General features: G+C 40.0%; 17 protein-coding genes and 4 pseudogenes. 5 read left to right on the forward strand and 16 right to left on the reverse strand.

The genetic code is table 11. From position 1 onward, the window contains the following. Positions 1–140: 140 nt before the first annotated feature. The 5 genes from rocS to glmU all read right to left on the reverse strand — a co-directional run bounded on the left by rocS (position 141) and on the right by glmU (position 3678). Positions 141–632 (reverse strand): chromosome segregation protein RocS, encoded by a 492-nt coding sequence (gene rocS, locus HT723_RS01510; RefSeq protein WP_000021242.1) that lies wholly within the window; start codon positions 630–632, stop codon positions 141–143. 76 nt (positions 633–708) lie between these two features. After that, positions 709–1401, reverse strand: a complete 693-nt coding sequence (locus HT723_RS01515) for a 5'-methylthioadenosine/adenosylhomocysteine nucleosidase (RefSeq protein WP_172934494.1) — start codon at positions 1399–1401, stop codon at positions 709–711. A gap of 16 nt (positions 1402–1417) precedes the next feature. Continuing rightward, positions 1418–1732, reverse strand: a complete 315-nt coding sequence (gene macP / locus HT723_RS01520) for a cell wall synthase accessory phosphoprotein MacP (protein WP_000517865.1) — start codon at positions 1730–1732, stop codon at positions 1418–1420. An 11-nt stretch (positions 1733–1743) separates the two neighbouring features. Then, positions 1744–2289, reverse strand: coding sequence for an NUDIX hydrolase (locus HT723_RS01525; protein WP_050252879.1), 546 nt, complete (start codon positions 2287–2289; stop codon positions 1744–1746). Positions 2290–2298: 9 nt separating this feature from the next. After that, the gene (gene glmU, locus HT723_RS01530; RefSeq protein ID WP_172934495.1) at positions 2299–3678 is read right to left on the reverse strand and encodes a bifunctional UDP-N-acetylglucosamine diphosphorylase/glucosamine-1-phosphate N-acetyltransferase GlmU; all 1380 of its coding nucleotides are present in this window, start codon (positions 3676–3678) and stop codon (positions 2299–2301) included. Between the two features lie 143 nt (positions 3679–3821). Between glmU and HT723_RS01535 the strand changes: the two genes are divergently transcribed. The 4 genes from HT723_RS01535 (at position 3822) to HT723_RS01550 (ending at position 6661) form a co-directional block, all read left to right on the forward strand. Next, positions 3822–4622, forward strand: a complete 801-nt coding sequence (locus HT723_RS01535) for a glycoside hydrolase family 25 protein (RefSeq protein WP_172934496.1) — start codon at positions 3822–3824, stop codon at positions 4620–4622. 94 nt (positions 4623–4716) lie between these two features. After that, positions 4717–5559, forward strand: coding sequence for a DUF368 domain-containing protein (locus HT723_RS01540; protein WP_023938142.1), 843 nt, complete (start codon positions 4717–4719; stop codon positions 5557–5559). Next, positions 5559–6041 carry an aminoacyl-tRNA deacylase gene (locus HT723_RS01545; RefSeq protein ID WP_172934497.1) on the forward strand — a complete coding sequence of 161 codons (483 nt, stop codon included), beginning with the start codon at positions 5559–5561 and terminating at the stop codon, positions 6039–6041. Before HT723_RS01540 ends, HT723_RS01545 begins: the two co-directional genes overlap by 1 nt. Continuing rightward, entirely contained in the window at positions 6041–6661 is a 621-nt protein-coding gene (locus tag HT723_RS01550) for a histidine phosphatase family protein (RefSeq protein ID WP_000780813.1), read from the forward strand. Before HT723_RS01545 ends, HT723_RS01550 begins: the two co-directional genes overlap by 1 nt. A 252-nt stretch (positions 6662–6913) precedes the next feature. On the opposite strand, the pseudogene HT723_RS01555 reads toward HT723_RS01550, so the two are convergent. Beyond that, positions 6914–7009: pseudogene (locus tag HT723_RS01555) on the reverse strand (IS630 family transposase); the annotation flags it as partial. Positions 7010–7420: 411 nt separating this feature from the next. On the opposite strand from HT723_RS01555, the pseudogene HT723_RS01560 reads away from it, so the two are divergent. Then, positions 7421–7762, forward strand: a pseudogene (locus HT723_RS01560) (IS3 family transposase); the annotation flags it as partial. Between the two features lie 118 nt (positions 7763–7880). Here HT723_RS01560 and prsA read toward each other — a convergent pair. The 10 genes and pseudogenes from prsA to HT723_RS01610 form a co-directional block, all read right to left on the reverse strand. Further along, complete coding sequence (gene prsA, locus HT723_RS01565) at positions 7881–8822, reverse strand: peptidylprolyl isomerase PrsA (protein ID WP_000727935.1); 942 nt, start codon at positions 8820–8822, stop codon at positions 7881–7883. A 66-nt stretch (positions 8823–8888) separates the two neighbouring features. Next, entirely contained in the window at positions 8889–9602 is a 714-nt protein-coding gene (locus HT723_RS01570; RefSeq protein WP_000230399.1) for an O-methyltransferase, read from the reverse strand. Position 9603: 1 nt separating this feature from the next. Further along, positions 9604–11406, reverse strand: coding sequence for an oligoendopeptidase F (gene pepF, locus HT723_RS01575; RefSeq protein ID WP_000244128.1), 1803 nt, complete (start codon positions 11404–11406; stop codon positions 9604–9606). 18 nt (positions 11407–11424) lie between these two features. Then, positions 11425–12378 (reverse strand): competence protein CoiA, encoded by a 954-nt coding sequence (gene coiA / locus HT723_RS01580; RefSeq protein WP_172934498.1) that lies wholly within the window; start codon positions 12376–12378, stop codon positions 11425–11427. A gap of 72 nt (positions 12379–12450) precedes the next feature. Next, positions 12451–13259, reverse strand: a pseudogene (gene tehB, locus HT723_RS01585) (SAM-dependent methyltransferase TehB). Between the two features lie 66 nt (positions 13260–13325). Then, positions 13326–13793: an SsrA-binding protein SmpB gene (smpB, locus tag HT723_RS01590; RefSeq protein ID WP_001051750.1), complete on the reverse strand. Its 468-nt coding sequence runs from the start codon at positions 13791–13793 to the stop codon at positions 13326–13328. Then, positions 13756–16110: a ribonuclease R gene (gene rnr, locus HT723_RS01595; protein WP_172934499.1), complete on the reverse strand. Its 2355-nt coding sequence runs from the start codon at positions 16108–16110 to the stop codon at positions 13756–13758. Before rnr ends, smpB begins: the two co-directional genes overlap by 38 nt. Positions 16111–16371: 261 nt before the next feature. Continuing rightward, the gene (gene secG, locus HT723_RS01600) at positions 16372–16605 is read right to left on the reverse strand and encodes a preprotein translocase subunit SecG (protein WP_000282517.1); all 234 of its coding nucleotides are present in this window, start codon (positions 16603–16605) and stop codon (positions 16372–16374) included. A 39-nt stretch (positions 16606–16644) separates the two neighbouring features. Continuing rightward, positions 16645–16794, reverse strand: coding sequence for a 50S ribosomal protein L33 (gene rpmG / locus HT723_RS01605; RefSeq protein WP_001809104.1), 150 nt, complete (start codon positions 16792–16794; stop codon positions 16645–16647). 36 nt (positions 16795–16830) lie between these two features. Beyond that, a pseudogene (locus HT723_RS01610) lies at positions 16831–16938 on the reverse strand (IS5/IS1182 family transposase); the annotation flags it as partial. Between the last annotated feature and the right edge of the window lie 56 nt (positions 16939–16994).

The following is a 16994-nucleotide window of genomic DNA, read 5'->3' on the forward strand; positions in this document are numbered from 1 at the left end:
CCTCAAAGCAGTGCTTTGAGCAGCCTGCGGCTCGCTTCCTAGTTTGCTCTTTGATTTTCATTGAGTATTACTTGAGCAACTATACTATTCACAAACAAAAGAAGCCATCAGGTTAGCATGTAACCTAAACAGCTCCTTGATTATCCTCCAAATAAACGAGCAAAAAAGCCTTTCTTAGTGGATTGGACTTCTTCTTTTGCTTGGTCCAGCTCTAGCTTAAGATTTTCTTGATCCTTCATAGCTTGAAGAGTCAATTGTTGTTGCTGATCCAGTTGTTTGTCTTTCTCAGCAATCTGACGGTCTTTGATACGCATCTGCTCGTCTTTTTCTGATAACTGACGATCCTTGGCTTTTAATTGTTCATAAAGACGAAGAATTTCTGCATTCTTCTCATCAACCAGAATCTCCATCAGTTCACGTTGCTTGACATCTTCACTGACAGGCTCATCTTCAAAAATCGTTTTTTTATAGATTTCTTCTAGCTTAATCAAGCCACTTCTGGTAACGACTGTTACCCCTTTGTCATTTTTATCTGTGTCTTCTTCTGGTAATTCTTTGACACGGTTATTGATTGCTTGGCGAGATAATCCTAAGACCTCTGCAATCTCACTGACGGTCATTTCAATACTCATAATATCCTCTGAAACGTTTTCTAGCTTTTCTTTACTTAAATCTTATCATAAGCTAGAAAAACTGTCAAATTTCCGCTTAATCTAAAGCCTTCAAAAAGGCTAATAAGACTTGAGCAGAGCGACGTCCAGCTTCAATAATAAACTCATCAAAAGAGATGTTTGCTTCATGGTTGGCATTGTCACTCATAGCTCGGATGACTAAAACTGGAAGATTAAGAGCATGCGCTGCCTGAGCAATAGCTGCCCCCTCCATCTCAACAGCCAAAACATCTGGGAAATGGGACTTAATCGCTTCTATCTTGTCATTTCCTGCAACAAAACTATCTCCTGTAGCAATCAAACCAAGATGCCAGTTCTGGTCCAATTGAGATAAACTCTCTTGGATTTTGGCAACAAAGGTTTTATCTGATTCGAAATAAAGCGGTTGTTGCGCCATTTGTCCATAAGCATAGCCAAAAGCTGTGACATCCACATCATGATAGACTAATTTGTCAGCAATCACAACATCCCCAACAGCGATACCTTCTGCTACTGCCCCAGCTGAACCTGTATTGATAAGAGCATCCACCTGGAAATGATCAGCCAAAATCGCCACACTCATAGCAGACATGACCTTACCAATTCCACTTTCTACAAGAACGACTTCATGCGAGGCAATGGTGCCTGTATGATAGGTATTTCCTAAGACAACTTGCTCTTGGGCATTTTCTAAATGCTGGACCAAATAAGCCAGTTCTTCTGGCATTGCCGCAATAATTCCTATTTTCATTTCAATTCCTTTTCTATTACAAAAGTTTCATTGCTAAGACAAGCAAAATCAAGAGAAAGATGACTGCGAATAAAATCTTATTCAACTTAGAATTGAAGACATTTCTCTTGGTATTTTCAATGCGACGGCTTTTATGAATAGACGGTTCGACCTGAATCTTCAAGGTTTCCTGACTAAAGCCATGATCCTTAGGATTGGCATAACCAAAACGGGAAGAAGAGGTTGGTAAAATCTTAGTCTCCTCATTATCATCTAGCAAAGGAGGACCTGAAATTTTTTCGCCTCTATTAGCTCTTTCAATCATTTCATCCGTTAATAAAGGTTTACCCATACTGACCTCCTCTATTTTTTGTGCAATTCCCAATATTGAACAGCCATAATTGTCTTGGCATCACAGATATGACCTGATTGGATTAATTCCTTGGCTTCTTCTAAGCTCACTTCAAGGACTTCCAAGGTTTCATCTTCATCCTGAGGACGCGGATTTTCAACCTTTGTCAAGTCACTCGCTAGGTATAGTTTTAACTTTTCATTACAAAAGCCAATGGCTGAATAAAAATCATATAAAAGTTCTAACTTCCCTGTATAGGCTGTTTCTTCCTCTAATTCACGCAGGGCTGCTGCTATAGGGTCTGTATTTTCTCCTACTTCTAATTTTCCGGCTGGAATTTCGTAAGAGACAGCCTCGATGGCCTTGCGGTACTGCTTGACCAAGATGAGTTTCTGCTCATCGGTTACTGCTAAAACACAGACAGCTCCATTGTGGAAAATCAAATCCCGCTGGGCAGTTCCTTTACCTTCTGGTAATTCAACCTGATCTTGGACTAGTTTAAATATTGGTCCTTGATAGATTTCTTTTCTGCTAAGTGTTTTTTCTTCAAATTCCATGATAGGCTCCTACTGATTCTTAGGATGGTGAGGAAGGCGTGTTGCATATTCGTCTTTATTGACCTGACGACCACGACCAATAGCAATAGCATCCGCCGGCACGTCTTTAGTAATAGTTGAACCAGCTCCAACAAGAGAATTGTCACCCAACTCAACTGGGGCAATAATGGTTGAATTTGAACCAACAAAGACATTGTTTCCAATGACTGTCTTGTATTTGTTTTTGCCGTCATAATTGACTGTAATGGTTCCTGCTCCGAAATTAACATGACTACCCACTTCACAGTTTCCGATATAAGTCAAATGACCAGCCTTGGTATTCTCGCCGATTGAAGACCCTTTAACCTCAACAAAATTTCCAATATGTGCTTGGCTAGCGATACTTGAACCTGGACGAATGTGGGCATAAGGTCCGACAGTCACGCCGTCTGCAACACTGCTTTCCTCAATCATAGAGTTGGTAATAACAGCTCCTGCTCCAATAGTGCTATCCACTACATACGTTCCATTTGTCAAAACAGTCTCAGCACCAATTTTCGTTTGCCCCTTCAAGGTAACATTGGCTTCGATTTGAACTTCAGGCGCAATCTCAACATCAATATCAATATAAGTTGCTTCTGGATTGACAAAGCTAACCCCATTGACCATGTGCTGATGATTGATGCGACGACGCATAACTGACTCAGCTGTCGCAAGAGCTACACGGTCATTTACACCAAGACTTTCATCAAAATCTTTCAAGGTATAAGCACCAACTTTTTCACCAGCTTCACGGAAAATGCCAATGACATCTGTAATATAGTATTCACCTTGAGCATTGTTGGTATTGATATTTTTCAAAGCCTCAAACAAACGCTCGTTATCAAAAACGTAAGTTCCAGTGTTGATTTCCTTGATTTGTTTTTCAAAATCTGTGGCATCCTTTTGCTCAACAATACGAAGAACCTCAGCATTGTCATTACGTACAATTCGTCCATAGCCAAAAGGATTATCCGTTTCAGCAGTCAAGATAGTGGCCACATTTTTATGATTGATGTGGAAATCAATCAAGTTTTTCAAGCTTTCACCTGTGATTAAAGGAGTATCTCCTGCAATAACCAAGGTATGACCTGACAAACCTTCCAAGATAGGCTCTGTCATCATAACCGCATGCCCAGTACCCAACTGTTCAGATTGAGTCACAAATTCTGTCTGTCCAGCCAAGACCTCCTCAACCAATTCTGCCTTGTGTCCGACAACTGTTACTGTCTTTTCAGGTTGGATAGCTCCCACACTACGGAAAACATGTTCCAGCATTGAAATACCCGCAACCTTGTGCAACACTTTTGGCAAATCAGATTTCATGCGAGTCCCTTTACCCGCTGCTAAAATAATGGCAAAATTTGACATAATCTTCTCTTTTCTCTAGAAATTCCCTTTTATTATACCATATTTCAAATCATTCCGCGCCCTTGAATGAAAAAATGCTCCAAAGTCCTTTCCTTAACCCATTTTTTTGATTTTTTTTGATTTTTAGGGTAAAATTATAAGATATGAGAAAACAAATTCATCCACTTATTTTATTTGGTTTTTTTGGGATCATAATTTTCATTTTAATCATCAATCGCCCACTTAATGACAACCAATCCTTTAAAACAAAATCCAACATAGCGCAGATTGAAGCACAGGCTTTGAAACATTTAGACAAACCGATTATTGACCTCTCTGGCTGGCAGCGTCCTGAGGAAATCAACTATGACGCCCTCTCACAAAATATTTCAGGCGCTATTGTTCGTGTTCACAGCGGTGCTCAAACGACAAAAGAAAATGATGCTTCCTTTATCAATGGAATAGACAAGGCCTATAAGAGTCATATCACTGAACTTCAAAAGCGGAATGTCCCCGTTGGGGTCTACGCTTATGTAGCTGGAAAAAGTGTCCAAGAAATGGAAAAAGCAGCTGAAGTTTTCTACAATGCTGCCTCTCCTTACAGCCCTAGTTACTATTGGCTAGACGTAGAAGACAAAACCATGTCCAATATGAACGAGGGTGTTGAAGCCTTTCGAGCAAAACTAGCATCACTAGGTGCTAAAAACATCGGCATCTACGTTGGTGCCTACTTCATGGAAGAACATAGTATTGATACAGGCAAGTTTACCTCTGTTTGGATTCCGTCCTACGGCTCTAACTCAGGATTTTTGGAGAGCAGTCCTAAAACTGATTTAGATTATGATATTCACCAATACACATCTAAAGGAAAAATTGCCGGCTTTGACCACGATTTGGATATCAACGTCATCTCTCCCTTAAAAAACAAAGAAGAAACCTTTAGAAAAATCTTTTTAAAACCTTAAAAGCATTTGTTTAGCATTTGCTTTTTCTTTTTGTGTTTGATTGTGATACAATATAGTAAGGATTTTTTGAAATAGAAATAGTTGGAGGAAATATATGCTCTCATGGTTAGCGCGCCTTATTAAAGGGATTGTGATTGCTCTTGGATTTATCCTACCGGGAATTTCCGGAGGGGTTCTAGCAGCAATCTTAGGCATTTACGAACGAATGATTGGCTTTCTGGCCCATCCTTTTAAAGACTTTAAAGAAAATGTTTTGTACTTTATTCCAGTTGCCATCGGCATGCTTCTGGGAATTGGCCTATTTTCTTATCCGATTGAATACCTGCTTGAAAATTATCAGGTCTTTGTCTTATGGAGCTTTGCGGGTGCCATCATTGGTACAGTTCCTAGCCTCCTCAAAGAATCAACTCGAGAATCTGATCGAGACAAGATTGATTTGGCTTGGTTCTGGACAACCTTTATTATTTCTGGATTAGGACTCTATGCCTTAAATTTTGTCGTTGGAACCTTAAGTGCTAGCTTTCTTAATTTTGTTTTAGCAGGTGCACTGCTGGCTCTTGGCGTCTTAGTTCCTGGCCTCAGTCCATCAAATCTACTTTTGATTTTGGGTCTCTATGCTCCGATGTTGACTGGTTTTAAAACCTTTGACCTTTTGGGAACCTTCTTCCCGATTGGAATCGGGGCAGGTGCCACTCTCATCGTTTTTTCAAAATTGATGGATTATGCCTTAAACAACTACCACTCACGCGTCTATCATTTCATCATCGGTATTGTCCTATCAAGTACCCTTTTGATCTTGATTCCAAATGCAGGAAACGCTGAAAGTATCCAATACACAGGACTTTCACTTGTCGGTTATGTCATCATCGCCTTCTTCTTTGCGCTGGGAATCTGGCTTGGTATTTGGATGAGTCAATTGGAGGATAAATATAAATAATGGCAAAAAAAGTTAAAATCAAAAAAACATTGGTGGAACAAATCCTATCTAAAGCAGGTATCCCACATCAGGGGATTCAAATCAATGCCCTGAAAGGAGAGCTTCCTCAAGCTTATGAACGAGATCAGATTTTCAAAACCTTGGCGCTTTTGGGAGACAAGACCGGACCGATTATCGGAATTGTCCCTATCACTCAGCACTTGTCTGAAAAGAAACTAGCTAAAATTTCTGGCAATAAAAAAGTGAGCATGATTCCACAAAAGGACTTAGAAAAAACAACTGGTTACATTCATGGAGCCAATAATCCTGTCGGAATTCGTCAGAAACACAATTATCCCATTTTTATCGATAAAATTGCTCTAGATTTGGATCGAATGATTGTCTCTGCAGGCGAAGTCGGACACAGCATTATCGTCGCGCCACAAGACTTGGCTAGCTTTGTAAAGGCAGATTTTGTAGATATTTTGGAGGACATCAAGTAATGAAACTCTACTTTGTCCGCCACGGTCGTACCCTCTGGAACCAAGAAGGTCGTTTTCAAGGTGCTAGCGGTGATTCTCCTCTTCTTCCTGAATCCATTGAAACCCTAAAACGACTTGGCCAGTATCTCAAGGAAATTCCTTTTGATCAGATTTATTCAAGTGATTTACCTCGAGCGGTCAAATCTGCTGAGATTATCCAAAGTCAACTCCATACCCCCTGTTCTTTAGAAATCGTTCCTAATCTCCGTGAATGGCAACTTGGGAAGTTAGAAGGTTTGAAAATTGCAACCCTGGAAGCTATTTACCCGCAACAAATCCAGGCTTTTCGTTCAAATCTTGCTCAATTTGACACTCGAATGTTCGGAGCCGAATCCCTCTATAGTACAACTCAGCGGACCATCCAATTTATCAAATCATTAAAAGATAGTCCAGCTGAGCGTATTCTAATTGTCGGACACGGCGCCAATCTTACTGCCAGTCTTCGTACTCTCCTAGGCTATAAAGAACCACTTCTTCGTAAAGATGGCGGTCTAGCAAATGCCAGCCTGACCATTATAGAAACCCATGATTTTGAAACATTCACTCTCAATACTTGGAATGATACTTCTTATCAATCATAATTATATCCTAGCCTTCTGAACTAGAACCATAGGAGATATAGTCAGTTGAAACAAAAATAAGACAAAAGAACCTTGTAAAAAGGTATTGCAACTTGCCAATACCTTTTTGATATGAACACGTGTCTTCTCAACAGGAGTGTAGAGCAAAATGAAATAAGAACTGAATAATATGATTTGAGAATTTAAATCAATTTATAAGAATGTTTTAGAAGCAGTTATGTACTATTTCAGATTCACTTTTCTATACTAAGATGAGTAGGGAGGAAAAGGTAAAAGTTTATGCCCAAACTCTTCACATAAGAACTCTAGCTTACCCATTCTATGGAATCTTGCATTATCCATTAAAACTTCCAGACTCATACCCTCCTAAAATCTATTCAAACCACGTCAGCTTCACATTATATATGTTGGTTACCTCACAAGTTTTATCTGCAACCTCAAAGCTGTTCTTTGAGCAGCCTACAGCTAGCTTCCTAGTTTAATCTTTGCTTTTCACTGAGTATCAAGTTAAAAAATGAGGCTGGTCAAAAAGTCTTTAAAATTATAAAACGCATCATATCAGGTGTACATGAACTACACCCCAAAAGTTAGACAGAAAAAATCTAACTTTTGGGGTGTTTTTATTATGAAATTAACTTATGATGATAAAGTTCAGATCTATGAACTTAGAAAACAAGGATATAGCTTAGAGAAGCTTTCAAATAAATTTGGGATAAACAATTCTAATCTTAGGTACATGATTAAATTGATTGATTGTTAATGTTGGAACAGGCATTCAAAGAGAAGCACTACGAGAATACGATTCTCCATAGTGACCAAGGCTGGCAATACCAACACGATTCTTATCATCGCTTCCTAGAGAGTAAGGGAATTCAAGCATCTATGTCACGCAAAGGAAACAGCCAAGACAACGGTAGGATGGAATCTTTCTTTGGCATTTTAAAATCCGAAATGTTTTATGGCTATGAGCAAACATTTAAATCACTTAATCAATTGGAACAAGCCATTATAGACTATATTGATTATTACAACAATAAGAGAATTAAGATAAAACTAAAAGGACTTAGCTCTGTGCAATACAGAACTAAATCCTTCGGATAAATTAATTGTCTAACTTTTTTGGGGGGCAGTACAAACCTTGTACTATGCGTTTTATTGTGGGAATGTTTGCTTCATTTTTTCCTGAAGTCGAGTTTTTTCCCTGACTCATTGATTTGGACTATTCGTTTGATGTACTACTGCTTGAGCTTGAATCTCCACCACCGATATATTGGGTAAAGATATTTTGGAAGGCTTGGTCCTTAACCTTGATATTGGCTGCTTGCAATTCTTTTCCGATAATGCTTTGAACAAATGTTGAATCATTTTGTTTTTGAGTCAAGATAACAGTTTTTAATTTTTCTTTGTAGTCATCAATATTAGATGATTTTTCTGTTTTCTTAGTGAGTTTTACAATGTAATATTGGCTACTGTAGGCTTGTGTGCCAGTTGCTGTAATCACATCAGAAACACCATCCACATCTAAAGCGAAAGCGGCTTTTTTGACTTGCTCAGGTACTTCTGTTGAAGCAGAATCAAAGGTAATTTCTCCACCATTTTCTTTTGTTTTTTCATCAGTTGAATTATCTTTGGCTAATTGAGCAAAATCAGCACCTTCTGCCTTGGCTTTTTCGAGAACTTCTTTGGCCTTATCTTCATTATTAAGACGGATGATTTGAGCCGTTACATCTGGAGTGTACTCATCAAAGGCTTTCTTATAGGCTTCATCTGTCAATTCAGCTTCTGCTACCTTCTTAACTGCCAACTCAACTAATTTACTTGTACGAATTTGAGCTTTACGTGTTTCAAGAGTCATACCTGCTTGTGACAAGACACGTTGGTAGTTTTCGCCATATTGTTTTTTTTCTTCGGCAATAGTATCATCAACCTCTTTATCATCAAGCTCTGAGCCATATTGTTTTTCAAAAACTTTTTGGATGGTCATATTTAACAAGACTTGTTGGGCTGAAGGGTTGTTTTTCACTTGCTCATAAAATTGATGTTCTGTGATGACATCCCCTTTCATGCTGATAAGGTCTGCTCCTTCTGACCCTTTCGAACAAGCTGCTAAAGTTGCTACTGATAATAGTGTGATGGCACCTGCCAATAATTTTTTCTTCATGTCTACTCCTTTGAGATAAGTGTTACTCTATCTATTTTACTATTTTTTCTTAAATTTTTCTGAAAATCATTCGCTTTCAGACAGTTGAACATCTGCTACATTTTTACGAAGCATGAGAATACCATCTCCTAAAGGCACTAATGTTGCGGTGAGTTCTGGATTGTCTAAGGTTGCATCAAATAATTTTTGAAGGCCTCGATAAATGGTTCGCTGACCACGACGGACTTCCATAATATCCTTGGCAACATCACCACCTTGAAAAATATCATCCAAGACAACCACACCACCAACTTCCAAATGTTTGAGGATTTCTGGCAGAAAGACGATGTATTTAGACTTGGCAGAATCCATAAATACGAAATCATAAGACTCTGTCAGTGTAGATAAGACATCCACCGCATCTCCCTCTAGGAGAGTGATTTGCTTGCGACTGTCAAACTGGGCAAAATTTTCCTTGGCAAAACCAATCATTTCTGGATTACGATCAATAGTTGTAATCTTAGCATTTGGCGCATGTTCAGCCATCAAGAGAGCTGAAAAACCGATAGCTGTCCCAATTTCCAGAATATTTTTAGGCTGCATGGTTTCCATAAGAAAACGGAAATAAGCAACCGTTTCATGGGGAATAATAGGAATATTTTCCTTGCGGGCAAAGTCTTCCAATTCTTTCAAGAAACCTGTGACCTGCTTTTGACGCTGACGCATCAAGTCTACAATTTCTTCTTTGACGACAGGACGACGCATGTTATGGTTAGCATTCTTACTATACGATTCAACCATTTTATGCCAATCCTAATTTTTCAACAAGGGCTTCAAACTCATTTAAACGGCGTTCAAAGACTGCAAAGGCATCGTTGAGGTAGTCTTCCTTCTCCATATCAACACCAGCTTTTCTCATGACATTAAGTGGATAGTCCGACTTACCTGCCTTGAGGTAGTCGATATAGCGGTCACGGTCTTCTTGACTACCATGGACAATTTTTTCAGCCAAGGCTGAGGCGGCCGCAAAGCCAGTTGAATATTGATATACATAGTAGTTATAGTAGAAGTGTGGAATGCGAGCCCACTCGTATTGAATTTCAGGATTGTCTTCCTTACTCAAACCATAATACTCTTGGTTCAAGTCTGCGTAGAGTTTATTTAGGAAATCGCTTGTCAAGACCTCCCCATTTTGATCTGCTTGGTGAATGGCGTGTTCAAACTCAGCAAATTGAGTTTGGCGGAAAACTGTTCCACGGAAACCATCTAGGAAGTTATTGAGAATAGCAAAGCGTGTTGCGTCGTCTTCCACTTCTTCCAATAATTTCTCCGTCAAGATATTTTCATTGGTAGTTGAGGCAATCTCAGCCAAAAAGATAGAGTAATCTCCGTAAACATAAGGCTGAGTTTCACGAGTATAGCTTGAATGCATACTGTGACCTGTTTCATGAACAAGAGTAAAGAGATTGTCCAGATTGTCCTGCCAGTTGAGAAGCATAAAGGCATTGGTATCGTAAGAACCACCAGAGTAGGCACCTGAACGCTTGCCTTGATTTTCGTAAACATCAATCCAACGCTCGCTGAAGGCACGTTTAACACGGCTCAAGTAATCCTCACCCAAGACTGCCAAAGCATCTTCTGCTTTTTTCAAGGCTTCTTGGTAGGTAAAACTGTATTCAACAGATGAAAGCGGTGTGTAGACATCGTACATCTTGAGATCTGAAATCCCCAAGATTTTTGAACGAAGCTCAAGATAGCGATGTAAGAGTGGCAAATGCTTGCGAACTGCTGCTACCAAATTGTCATAAACACTTTCTGGAACAAAATTCGCTGCGAGGGCTGCATGACGAGCACTCTTGTAGTTACGAACTTTAGCACGGTAATTTTGCACCTTAACATTGGTTTGCAAAGTTTTGGCATAGGTGTGTTGGAATTGTTCGTAAGTCGCATAAAGAGCTTGATAGGCACCACGGCGAACCTCACGTTTTTTAGACTCCATCAAACGTGTGTAAGTCCCATGAGATAGCTGAACTTCTTTACCATCATCGTCTAGGACATAAGGGAACACAATATCCGCATTGTCCAAGATAGCGAAGGTTTCACTTGCTGAGCCAAAGATTTCTCCAGCTCCAGCCAATAATTCTTCTTCACGTTGTGAGAGAACGTGATCCTTGCCTTGCAAGAGCTTGTCAAAATAGTGTTGATAAACCTGCAGCTTTGGTTGAGCTTCTAAAAAGTCAGCATACTGCTTTTCGCTAATCTCCATAAATTCAGGCTCATAGAATGAAAAGGCTTGGTCTAACTGGCTGTAGAGTGTCATGACCTTGGCATAGTACTCTTGATACTTAGCTTCACGTGTATCCTGGTCATTCTTCATATGAGCATAAACGTAAAGCTTCTCTATCTGGCGTTCCATTTCAAGAGAAAATTCAGTGATTTCTAGTAGGTTATCCGCACTATCCAAGAGATGGCCTTCATACTGGGCTACTGTCTCCAATTGTTCTGTTAAATCTTTTAAGGCTTCTTCCCAAGCCTGGTCAGTTGGGTAGATCGTTGATAGATCCCATGTATCTTTTTCATTTATTTCATTTCTTTGTAATACCATTAGATTCCTCCATCCTTTCTATTCTACCATATTTTTCAAGAAATATTGCTGATAAAAGGCTGGTGGATAAAGCTTTTGCCAATCATTTTGAGGATTTTTTTGGTAATAGGTATAAAAGTGCTGATAATAGCTAGTCAAGTCTTGTTCAATCTGGAAAAATTTGCCCACTATTGGTCGAATTTGTGGATACCATTCTTTCAGTCCATAAGTCAGGATATTTTCTCCCTTTTGATAGGCTTCTGCTTGTTCTTTCATCCAAAAGAGATTTTGATAATAAAGTTGTTGCCGGATATAGCGACAGATGTCCTTGTCCTCAGAAACTGTAAAATGAGATATTTTTTGTCTCTTATAGGGAAGACGCAATATTTCCAATAAACTACCTTGACCATAGGAAAATTCCTTGATTTGATAATGGAGTTTACCGCGGAGATCCTGGTAAATCAGGTATTTGAGTCTTAAAACTTGTTTTTCCTTGTCTAATTCCCAAACATAAAAGCCCATGTTTTGACTGAAATACAGAAAACCTTGCTGTAGACGAGTCAAACGCTCCTTGAGCCACAGTTTTTCCCCCAGCAGCCACAGTACTTGGTAACCCTGACTACGATAGCCCACACTGCGCTCTTTAAGAAGTTTTTGTGGCAAGGGACTACACTGAACTTCTAGGGCTAGATTGCCATTTACAAATACATCCGCAATCTGTTTAAGCTCTGGAAGCGGGTATTCTAATTGCACCTCTGCCTCTTTTTTCAACCAGTGATAAAGGACTTCCTTATTTTCCAAGTGTTCTGGGCTTTCATTTTCAAAGGAGTAATCACAGTCTTTTAGGGATTTATGGGCAAAATGGGTCCGTACACTTGGTCCTTGCCGCAAACGGAGCTGACCTCCACAAGCTGGGCAGGTGTATGCTTGCTTCTCAAGCTTATCCTCTAACACATTTACCAACTCTCCCCTAGCATCTCTCGCAACAAACATGATTTCCCTCCTTTTCTATATTATTCGTAAAAAAGAAAAAAGATCAGAAAAATTCCTAATCTTCATTCATTTTTATTTGATTTTCTTGGCTAGCATGGTCGCAAAGCGTAGTTGAATACGATTGCCATTCTCATCGCGACGGTGAAGATGACCAGGATTTTCATTGTACTTGACCAACTCCCAATCCTTGTAGTAGTCTGCCAATTCCCCTTCTTTAAAGGTAAATGGGAAGTTCACTGAGCAAGGATAATCCTCCGTGTCCATGGCACAGACGATAAGATTATAGCCACCAACACTAGTTTGCTTCTGCATATTTTGAATAATAGCTGGAATACGGTCCGCTTGCAAAAACATCAGAACAACTGTCGATACGATGAAATCATACGCTTGCCCAATACTGGCTGAATTGATATTGTAGAGACCAACAGGCATGTCCAAATCTTCCTGCTCCACAATGCTTTGTAAGATTTCAAGGGCCAATTCATTTTGATCCACAGCTGTCACATCAAAACCTTGCTGGGCTAGAAAGAGTGCATTACGACCTTGACCACAGCCCAAATCCAAGGCCTTCCCGGGTTTTACTGTCTGCATTGCCTCTAGGACCTCTGAATGAACCGGATTGGTATTGTATTTCTTAGGAAAATAATCCTCAGGTTTACAATAAAATTCCAAATACCATTCCACATCATCTGTGGCAGCTTCCACTCGGTGCCAGACTTGTGGTTGTGCCATGGGATTATCTGCCCCTGCTTCAAAGAGGTGTTCAGCTAGAACTTCCCCTTCTTCTGTCAATTCAATAAACTTGAGAGCTCCCTTCAAGACAGTAATTTTCCCCAAGTCCCAACTTTTGTATTGTGCTTTTGCTGAACAGCTTCAGGCATGGTTTCTTTAGTCTACAAAGGCATGCGTTTATAGGCAACTAATTTTTCCATTTTCAATTCCTCTTTTTATCGCTGATTAACAGCTTTCATCACGCGCGCGATGTCGCGGTTTTGCTCACGACGTTTGATAGACTCTCTCTTATCGTAGTCATGCTTCCCTTTAGCTAAACCTAAAAGAAGCTTGGCATAACCATCTTTGATATAGACTTTAAGAGGAACCAGGGTCATTCCTGTCCCTTTAGTCTCTTGTTCCAACTTTTGGATTTGCTTTTTATGGAGCAGGAGTTTACGACGACGTTCTGGTTCTTGGTTCCAGATATTGCCCTCTTCGTAAGGCGCGATATGAACATTGCTCAGCCAAACTTCTCCATTTTTCACTTGAGCAAAGCCATCCTTGAGATTAATTCGAGCAGCTCGTACACTCTTGATTTCAGTTCCAGTCAGGACCATCCCTGCCTCTAGCGTATCTACGATTGTATAGTCGTGGCGTGCCTTTTTATTTTGTGCGACGACCTTTCCCTCGCCCTTTGCCATGCTTGGCTCCTTTCTTAGCTACTTCCTTGTAAAAAGGTTTCTTTCCTTTTTTCTTCTTGTCTTTTTGTGAATGCTTACACTTATCATTTGAGCGTCCTGATTTTCTCTTGTCTTCCTTCTTATCCGAACGACGATTTGAACCACGCCCTATGCCACTACGACTAGACTGTTTCAAGCCTTTTTCAATCACATCAAACTCACTAGGTACGAATGAAAAATCAATCTCTCCAGTCATTTTATCCGCTCTTTCAACACGGATACGGATCTGCTGACCCACTCGGAAAGTGATACCTGATTTTTCTCCACGAAGAGTCAAATCACGTTCATTGAAATGATAAAATTCAGGTAGATTAGTGATGTGAATCAAGCCTTCAACCGTATTTGGCAATTCGACAAAGAGACCGAATTTAACGATGCTAGACACAACCGCATCGTACTCTTCGCCCACGTATTCTTCCATATACTCAGCCTTTTTCATGGCTTCGACTTCACGCTCAGCCTCGATAGCACGACGTTCACGGTTGGAAGACTGGGTCGCAATCTCTGGAATTACTTGTTCAAAATGCTCTGCTATTTCCTTAGAACGGCCGTAATCCCGAATCATGCGGTGAACAAGAAGGTCTGGATAACGACGAATCGGGCTAGTAAAGTGAGTATAATAGTCAGCAGCAAGTCCATAGTGGCCGTGATTGTGCTCCGAATAGCGAGCCTGTTGCATAGAGCGAAGAAGCATCATGGACAATACATCTGCATAAGGTTCTCCCTCAACAGTACGCATGATGTCTTGAAGTGCCTCCTGGCTAATCTCACTGGCAGTCCCATAAATACGCAAGCCAAAACTCGAAGCATAATCAATAAACTTCTGAACTTTTTCAGCCTTTGGCTCCTCGTGAATTCGATAGATGAAAGGCAAATCCAGCTTGCTGAAATGCTCGGCAACTGTTTCATTGGCCATCAACATAAAAGACTCAATCATCCGCTCGGCAATGCCACGCTGACGAAGAACGATATCAACAGGCTTACCCTGTTTATCCACTAAAATCTTCGCTTCATTGGTATCAAAATTAAGGGCACCACGTTTCACACGCATGTTTTCTAAAGTTTCATGAAGCTTGGCCATAAGTTCGATACTAGGAACAATTTTCTGATATTCTTGTCGCTTTTCCTCGTCGCCAGCTAGGATATCATTGACATCACTATAGGTCATACGGAAGCTTGTCTTGATAACCGTTTGTGTAATGGTATAGTTGACCACACGACCATGTTTATCAATCTCCATAATGGCAGACTGGGTCAGGCGGTCAACTTGGGGATTGAGAGAGCAGATCCCATTTGACAAACGCTCTGGAAGCATTGGAACCACTCGGTCTGTTACATAGACTGAAGTCGCGCGGTTAAGTGCTTCCTTGTCAAGGGCAGAGCCCTCAGTTACATAGTAGGAAACATCTGCGATATGAACTCCGAGTTCCAGATTGCCATTTTTCATAGGCTTGATATGCACCGCATCGTCCAAGTCCTTGGCGTCAGCACCATCGATGGTAAAGATAATCTCATCTCTTAGATCCAGACGACCTTCCGTATCCTTTTTAGACGGAGCATCAGGCACACTTTCTGCTTCCTTGACAACAGCTTCTGGAAACTCGGATACAATGTCCATTGATTCCAAGACCTCAAGAACATCAATTCCGACATCTGTTGAGTGTCCCACCACATCGAGAACACTCGCGACAAAGAAATCATGTTTCTTGCTTGGGTATTTATCGATAAAGACCTTGAGAACTTCTGTTCCCTCCAGTTTAAGGGCTGGTTTCTTAACATAGATGGGTTGGCTGATTTTCTGATTTTTCGAACGGATGTAGCCAGCATACTTAGGCTTTTCCTGATCTAGAACGATTTGTCCGACAACTGTTGTCAGGCTGTGTTCTAAGATATCAATAATTTTTGCTTCTGCTGCTGTTCCCTTATTGCGGTCAGCGACTTTCTTGATCACGACCTCAACGGTATCACCATCAATAGCATAGTTGACATCGTTTTTTCCTACAAAAAGGTCGTCCTCCTCGCCTTCCAGACTAACAAAGCCAAAGCCATTTTTATGGGCATGAAAAATCCCCTTGAGGGTAATCTCATGTTTTTTCTTGACTTCCAAGGTCAGACTGCCATCTTCTTCAAAGCGTATCTGGTGCTTTCTTTCCATTAGGGACAAGGTTTTAATCAACTCACGAAAATCCTTGGAACCGTCTTTTTCCAAAGCCTGAGCCAAGTCATTGACAGTTACCTTTCCCTTATCTTGTAAATATTCTTTTATTCTATCTTTCATATTTTTTTTCTAGATTTTTTAATTTTCTTTTACTGTAAAACCTTCTCAAACATCCTTTCATACTCAATAAAAATCAAAGAGCAAACTAAAAAGCTAGCCGCAGGTTGCTCAAAACACCGTTTTGAGGTTGTGAATAGAACTGACGAAGTCAGCTCAAAATACTGTTTTGAGATTGCAGATGAAAGCTGACGTGGTTTGAAGAGATTTTTGAAGAATATAAAAACAAAAAGAGGCAAAGACCTAGTCCTGCCCATTATTTTCTTATCTACTTGATAATACCGTCAATGCTAAGGCAATGGCTAGCCAGAAAAAGACTAAAATCCCTGTCAAACGCTGCATCACAGCTTCGAAACCGCGTGCTTTACTGCGTTCAAACAAATCACCTGAGCTGGCATCAAATACATTGCTGGATTGGTTTTTAGTTGGTTGCATGAAAATCGCAATCACAATCACAACAGATAATACTAATAAAATGGTTAATAATAGGTTATACATATCAAACTCCTTACAATCCCTATTATTTTACCATAAAATCTACTTAGATTCAAGATGTAGGGTTACTTTTCTTTCCTTGGGACAATACTTTAAAACCTCAATCTTGTCTGGATGGGTTTTGGAATTTTTACTGGTTAGGTAATTGATGCTGCCACAAGAGGAGCATTTGAGATTAATTTTTACTCGCACTAAATCTCCTTTACTTTTATTAGACTTCCTGCAAAACTAGAATCCTAGTTCATGATTGATAATGCCAGCAATCAAATTCATTCGTAATCCGAAGCGTTTACGATGATTTCGATAGGTTGTTGAAAATATTTTAAACGTTTTCATAGTGAAATGAAATAAGAACAGGACAAATCAATCAAGACAGTCAAATCGATTTCTAA

The organism is Streptococcus sp. 2106 (genome assembly GCF_013277315.1).
Classification (GTDB): domain Bacteria; phylum Bacillota; class Bacilli; order Lactobacillales; family Streptococcaceae; genus Streptococcus; species Streptococcus pseudopneumoniae.